Origin of the sequence: Polyangium sp. y55x31, from assembly GCF_029946505.1 — a bacterium.
Classification (GTDB): domain Bacteria; phylum Myxococcota_A; class Polyangia; order Polyangiales; family Polyangiaceae; genus Polyangium.
This window is the reverse complement of record NZ_JARZHG010000085.1, coordinates 1-5,930: the sequence shown is the minus strand read 5'-3', so window position 1 is coordinate 5,930 and position 5,930 is coordinate 1. Positions and strand designations below refer to the sequence as shown.

Genomic DNA, 5,930 nt, shown 5'->3' with positions numbered 1-5,930 from the left:
GCGGCAGCGGCGGCGCGGGCGGAAGCGGCGGCGTCGGCGGCAGCGGCGGCGTCGGCGGCAGCGGCGGCGGCGCGGGCGGAATGGGGGGCGCGGGCGGCTCCGGTGGAATGGGCGGTTCCGGCGGAATGGGCGGCTCCGGTGGAATGGGCGGCTCGGGCGGCGGCAATCCGACGGGCACGCTGCTCGTGCTCGCGGGCCCGGGCGCGGGGGAAGCCCATTACGATCCGGCCGCGGGCTGGGCCACGGGGTCGATCAACCTCCAGTTTTCCGCGGCCGGGCTCGCGCCGAAGCCGGAGGGCGTGGTGGCGGTCCTGCGCCGCCAGAGCGCGAATGCAGCCGAGAACAACGAGCTCTTCTGGGCGACGTGGACGAAGGGCAGCGGCTTCGGGGCCGTGCTGAAGGTCGGCAATTTCGGATTCGCGAAGGATGGCCCGTCCGCTTCGCCGCTCGGCGCGGCCACGCTGATGACGTTCCTCGGCACGGACAACAAGCATTACTTCGCGCAAAACGACGCGGGCAGCTTCACCCCGTTCGGCCCAATGCCTGCGGGCATGGTGCAGATCCAGGCGTTCGGCCCGAGCGCGACGGCGCTCGCGAGTGACGGCGCGGCGGGGGTGTATGCGGTGTACGCGGGCGACGACGCGCACTTGTATTACCTCGCGAAGAGTGGCCCCGGGGGCGCGTGGACGCCTTCGACGCAGGCGCCGACGTCGCTCGTCGCGAACTGGCTGCGGCCGTTTGCGCTGGTCGACGCGGATCAGGACCTCCGCATTTTCTACGTGCGGCAAAGCGACAATCGGATCTGCACGGTCAAGCTGATCACGCCGCAGAATTCGTGGACGGCGGAGGAGACCGTGGGCACGGCGACGACGGGGCTTGCGCCGTCGGTGGCTGCGACGGCGGCGGGAGATTTCGTCGTCGCGTATCGAGGCGTGCTGAACGAGGGGATTTATTTCGTGCGAGGAAAGGACGGGGCGTGGGGCGCGGTCACGACGATCGAAGTCCCGCAGACGCCGTCCTCCGCGCCGGTCGCGCTCCCGGGGTTGTCAGGGGCCGACGCGGAGATCGTGTATGCGACGGGGGGGACGCTCAAGCATGCGCGGGTGAATGGGGCGCAGGCGGCGGTGGCGGCTGTGCCCGGGGTGGCGAATGTGACGAATGTGGCGGCGGCGATCGTGCCTTGATCAGGTTGGTGTACGGAAGGCGCGAAGCACGATGAACGGGGGATGCTGCGACTCCCACGCCCGTATCGAAGCGTGGAGCTGCGTCGTCATGAAAAGCCCCTCGTCGTAGGCGAGCATCAGCATCTGCTCGACCATCGGCCCATCGAACGCGCCGGCGTCGTTCGTTCCCCATGCCTTGCGCAGGGCGAGCGCAAGGATCTCGGTCACGTGATGCCCGCAGCAGACGTGCAAGGGGTCATGGCCATCGTCATACAGGGCCGTGAGCCGGGGCAGCAGCACGTCGCTCTTGAGGTCTGGGCGCTGCGAGTGATTCACCACGACCTTGACCATCTCGGCCGGCTCGACGACGAGTGTTTTCTCGTCGATGAATTTGCTGAACTTCAGGTCCTTGAACTTGAGATTCAGGCCCTCCTTCCGGGAGAGCCAAAGCAAGTAACCGAGCCGTTTGGCGCATTGGAGGAGGTGTACGCGCAGGTCGCCGTGTTGATCGCGGAACTTGCGAACCTTGTCCTCTTGGGCCACCTGAAGAAGCACCTTCTCGAAGGCGGGCGAGGCGAGGAGCATGGTCTCGAGGTCGTGGGTATCGGTGAAAATGACACCCACGGAAGGCGGACTCCGACCTTCGAGGGTATCGAAATCGGCATCGAGGACGAAGAGGACGCCATCGAAGGGCGGAGCCTGCAAGCGCTGGAAAGCGTCGAGCGCTTTGTCGCGGCCATCGGCCACGATGATCTTGCACGCGTCCTTGTCGATGTACCAGTCGAAGAACGTCTTGTCGCGAGGTCCTTCCACGACGAGGAAGGACCCGCGGTGATGAGAGCGAAGCATCCGGATGCTGTTGGCGATGTAGGCGCCACCGATAGCATCGCGCATCGCGTTGCTCATTCGGCAGCCTTCGCGGGCAACTCCGGACCCTTCAGCTCGACGGTCAGGTCCCAGCGGTCATTGATGATCGCCGGGGAATGGGTGGCGACGAGGACATCGTAGCCACCAAGCTCGACCATCTTCAGGAGGTCGCCGAGAAACTCGTTCTGCCACGCGAGATGTAGAGAAATTTCCGGCTCGTCGATGAGAACCAGGACACCGGGGCTCACGTGGAAGAGCAACGTGGAGAGGAGGACGAGCTCGTGCTGCTCACCCGAAGAAAGGCTCTCCAGCGGGATGACCGCTCCGTCGACCAGGGAGTGGAACACGAAGCCCTCTTCCCGCGAGATGCTCATTCGCTTGTAGGCAAAGCGCCTGTTGATGGCCGCCGTGAGCAGATCGATCCGCCCTGCGAGGTCTTCGAGCACCGCGAGCTTGCTCTCCGTGTGATCGAGGTACACCGTGAGAACGTCGAGCTTCGATGGTTCGAGAGGCGGTAGCTTCCTGTGCGCTTCGCGCTCGGGCTCGAGCACCCCGAGGCGAATCAGCCGCGCTCGCTGCTCCTCGAGCCGCTGCAAGCGGACCTCCGCCTCGCCGACGGACAGCACCTGCTGTGGTTGAAACAACCGATCGAGGAACGTGCTATCCAGTTCCTGGGCATGCGCCGCGTATGCCGCGAGTTTTTCCTGGATGAGTTGCACGACGGCAAGCGAGTGCCCGGCGACTGCCGGAAGAATCTGTTGCTCGTGGCGCGAGGGACGATGTTCAATGAGGAGCCGCTGGGTGTCGATCGACAGGGCGCTCGTCTCGCCGCACCGAGAAGAGATCCATTCTCGCACCCGCTCCGAATAATTTTCTTTCAGACTATCCCGATCACCGAACGAAAAGACGGGCAAGAGATCCGTACATCGAAGGACGTCAGCCTCCTTTTCAGGTGACTGCCGATAGGACACGACGAGCTCCGCGAGGGCGGTGAGCTCTGGATGCCTGTCGCCCAAGGTACGGTCGCGGGTAACCGAGAGGTTCGCCCCCTGTTCGAGTTCAACCGAAAACGACTCGAATGGCACCGAGGGCATGCGATCGAACGGCCCTCCCAGAAGCGCGTCGACCATCTTCAGGATCATCGTCTTCCCGTACCCATTCGGCCCATGGAGGATCGTGATCCGCTCCTCCATATTGAGCAGAATCTCATGGTCGAAGATCCCGAACAGACCCGTCACCCTGATCCGCCGTACCCGCGGGCTGGTCGTCATGGTGGAGGCCAGCCTACCCGGATCATCCCCCGACCGCTACCTTGCGCCGCTTTCGACTCGCCTCCCCTCCCCCGGCCTCTACATCGACGCCCCCGACCTCCTTCGAGACGCCCCCTCCGCCGTACATCGCCTCCTGGCACCTCCTTCGAGACGCCCCCTCGGCCGTACATCGACGCCCCCGACCTCCTTCGAGACGCCCCCAGCCGTACATCGACGCCCCGAACCTCCTTCGAGACACCCCCTCCGCCGTACATCGACGCCCCGAACCTCCTTCGAGACACCCCCTCCGCCGTACATCGACGCCCCAAACCTCCTCCGAGACGCCCCCCACCCGTTTCGAGACGCTCCCCAGCGTTCCAGAGCACGAATCCGCCCTTTCCGAGACGTCCTGAAGCGTTACCGTCCCGACCGATCATTCCACCTCGCCTTCCTCTCACGGAAAGGACACCCCATGACCCTCGACACAGCCACCATCGCGCCCAAGGCCCGCCAGGAGTACCTCCGCATCGGCAAGCAATTCGGCTCCACCGATACCCTGAACCAGGCCAACAAGACCCTCGAAGCCCTCCACAAGTACGCCCCCGCCCTCCAGAACCACGGCTTCAATGCCACCGACGTCGCGCGGCTCTCCGACGGGCGCGACGCGCTCATCGCCGCCGGCATCGGGCGCGCCGAGGTCGCAGGTCAGCGCAAGCTCACCAACAAGGGGTTCATCGCCGCATTGAAGGAAGGAAAAAGCGCCCGCGAGACCGCGCGGAGCATCCTCCACGCCGGGCGTAATGACCTCGAAGAGAAGGGCGACGCGTCCACCGCCGATGCGATCGCCGTCGCCCTCGATCAGACGCGCGCCGCGCAGGACGACGCCGAAAAGCTCGCCGTGCAGCTCGATACCCTGCGGGACATCCTGAAGCGCGAAGCCGTGGTCGCCGTCGTCCATGACCGCGGTGGCCCGGACGCCATCCCGCGCCTCGGGAAAGCCGCCGACGCCTTGCGCGCCACCGCCAAGGAGCGCGAGGGACAGGGCACCGTGGCCGCGACGGAGCAGCTCGATCTGATCGACGGGATCATCGTCACGCTCGCCCGCTCCGCGCGCAAAGCCGCGCGCGCGGCGGCCCGCGAGACGAAACAACCCGCGCTCGCCGCCGCATTCGAGCTCACGCACCTCTACGGCACGCGCGCCGAGCGCGCCGAGGCGCCCGAAGAGCCCTCCGGCGCGCCCGCCTGACGGATCGGATCAATCCCGAATCCGCACCGCCCCGAGCCGCGCCCCCGCCTCGATCACCCTCTTCGCGATCGCCATCCCCTCCCCGCGCCGATCGAGGTGCTTCGGGATGAGCCCCTGATCCAGCGCCTCCCGCAATTCCGAATGCGTCTCCGCGTGCTCTTTGCGCGCCATGAGCTCGGTCATCGAGACATCCACCGGCGGCAGCTCCACCGGCGGCCGCGGGTCCGACAGATACGCCGGCTGAATACACGACGAAAGGTCGTTCGCCGCGGCGATACGCTTGTTCCACGTCGGCAACCCGAACCGCCGGCAGAGCGTGCGGATCACCGAGACGTGCTCGAGCTTCGTGGTCACCGTGCACCCCTTTCGCGCGAAGGGGCCGGCCACGATCGACGGCACGCGGAAGCCGAGCTGCTCGAATTCGGCCTCGTCGTCGTCCGTCGTCGGCGGCGCCACGTGGTCGAAGAATCCGCCGTGCTCGTCGTAGGTGAGGACGAACATCGAGCGGCCCCATTGCGGGCTCTTGGCGAGCGCCGTGTACACGCTCGCGATGAGCGCCTGCCCGAGCCGGATGTCGTGATCCGGATGGTCGTCGTTCGCGCCCCCGCCGAAGAACTGCGGGTCGATGAACACCACGTTCGGCAGCGTGCCCGCCTCCGCGTCCGCGAAGAATTGCTCGATGCCCGCAAGCCCGTTCGTCTTCAAATACGCGCCCGAGCACCACGCGATGTCGTGGTAATACACCTTGTGGCTGACCTTGGCCTCGTTCAGGTAATTGAAGATGCTGTCGAAGCCGAGGACCGGGAGGTTACTCTTTTGCCCCTTGCTCGTCGCGCCGTGCAGGTAAAACCGGTTCGGCCACGTCGGCCCCATGACCGAGGCAAACCAGCGGTCGCAGACGGCGTGCGCGTCGGCAAGCGCATACAGGATCGGGATCTGCTCCCGGACGTGATACCCCATCACGTCCGCCTGGGCCGATCCCGCGTGCGCCAGGACGAACCCGTCGTTCTTGCCGCCGTTCCACTGCTCGTGCGCGGCGTCCCAGTTGTGCGGCGGATCCTCCGGCGTGTAATCGTCGAGCTTCGACACGGAGATCCACGAGCCGTCCGGCGCCGGGTTTTTCTCCGTGCCGTCGAGGCCGACCACGTCGCGTCCTTCGAGCAGGCGCAAGCTCCCGAGGTAATGGTCGAACGAGCGATTCTCCATCATCAGGATCACGAACGTGTCGATCGGCGCGAGCAGCTCCTCGGGCGAGAGGCCGCCCGAATCCGTGCAGCTCTCGCCCGGATCGCCGCCGCCCGCGCCGCCGGCGCCGCCCATTCCGCCCGCGCCGCCGGCGCCGCCCATTCCGCCCGCGCCGCCCACGCCCGCGCCTGCGCCCGCGACGTCCGTCGCCGAACCCGC

Annotated in this window: 4 protein-coding genes and 1 pseudogene; 2 read left to right on the top strand and 3 right to left on the bottom strand. The window is 66.5% G+C overall.

Annotated elements, in window-relative coordinates; all coding sequences use genetic code 11:
* Nucleotides 1-1,184 (top strand): annotated as a pseudogene (locus QHF84_RS49980) (hypothetical protein); the annotation flags it as partial.
* Here the strand turns inward: QHF84_RS49980 and QHF84_RS49975 are convergent.
* The gene (locus QHF84_RS49975; protein ID WP_281320761.1) at nucleotides 1,185-2,012 is read right to left on the bottom strand and encodes a DUF4435 domain-containing protein; all 828 of its coding nucleotides are present in this window, start codon (nucleotides 2,010-2,012) and stop codon (nucleotides 1,185-1,187) included.
* A gap of 53 nt (nucleotides 2,013-2,065) precedes the next feature.
* Nucleotides 2,066-3,301: an AAA family ATPase gene (locus QHF84_RS49970; RefSeq protein ID WP_281320760.1), complete on the bottom strand. Its 1,236-nt coding sequence runs from the start codon at nucleotides 3,299-3,301 to the stop codon at nucleotides 2,066-2,068.
* 451 nt (nucleotides 3,302-3,752) lie between these two features.
* Here QHF84_RS49970 and QHF84_RS49965 point away from each other — a divergent pair, with 451 nt between their 5' ends.
* Complete coding sequence (locus QHF84_RS49965; protein WP_281320759.1) at nucleotides 3,753-4,526, top strand: hypothetical protein; 774 nt, start codon at nucleotides 3,753-3,755, stop codon at nucleotides 4,524-4,526.
* Between the two features lie 9 nt (nucleotides 4,527-4,535).
* On the opposite strand, the gene QHF84_RS49960 is transcribed toward QHF84_RS49965, so the two are convergent.
* Nucleotides 4,536-5,930, bottom strand: a 1,395-nt coding sequence (locus QHF84_RS49960) for an alkaline phosphatase family protein (protein ID WP_281320758.1), incomplete at its 5' end; no start/stop codon positions are given.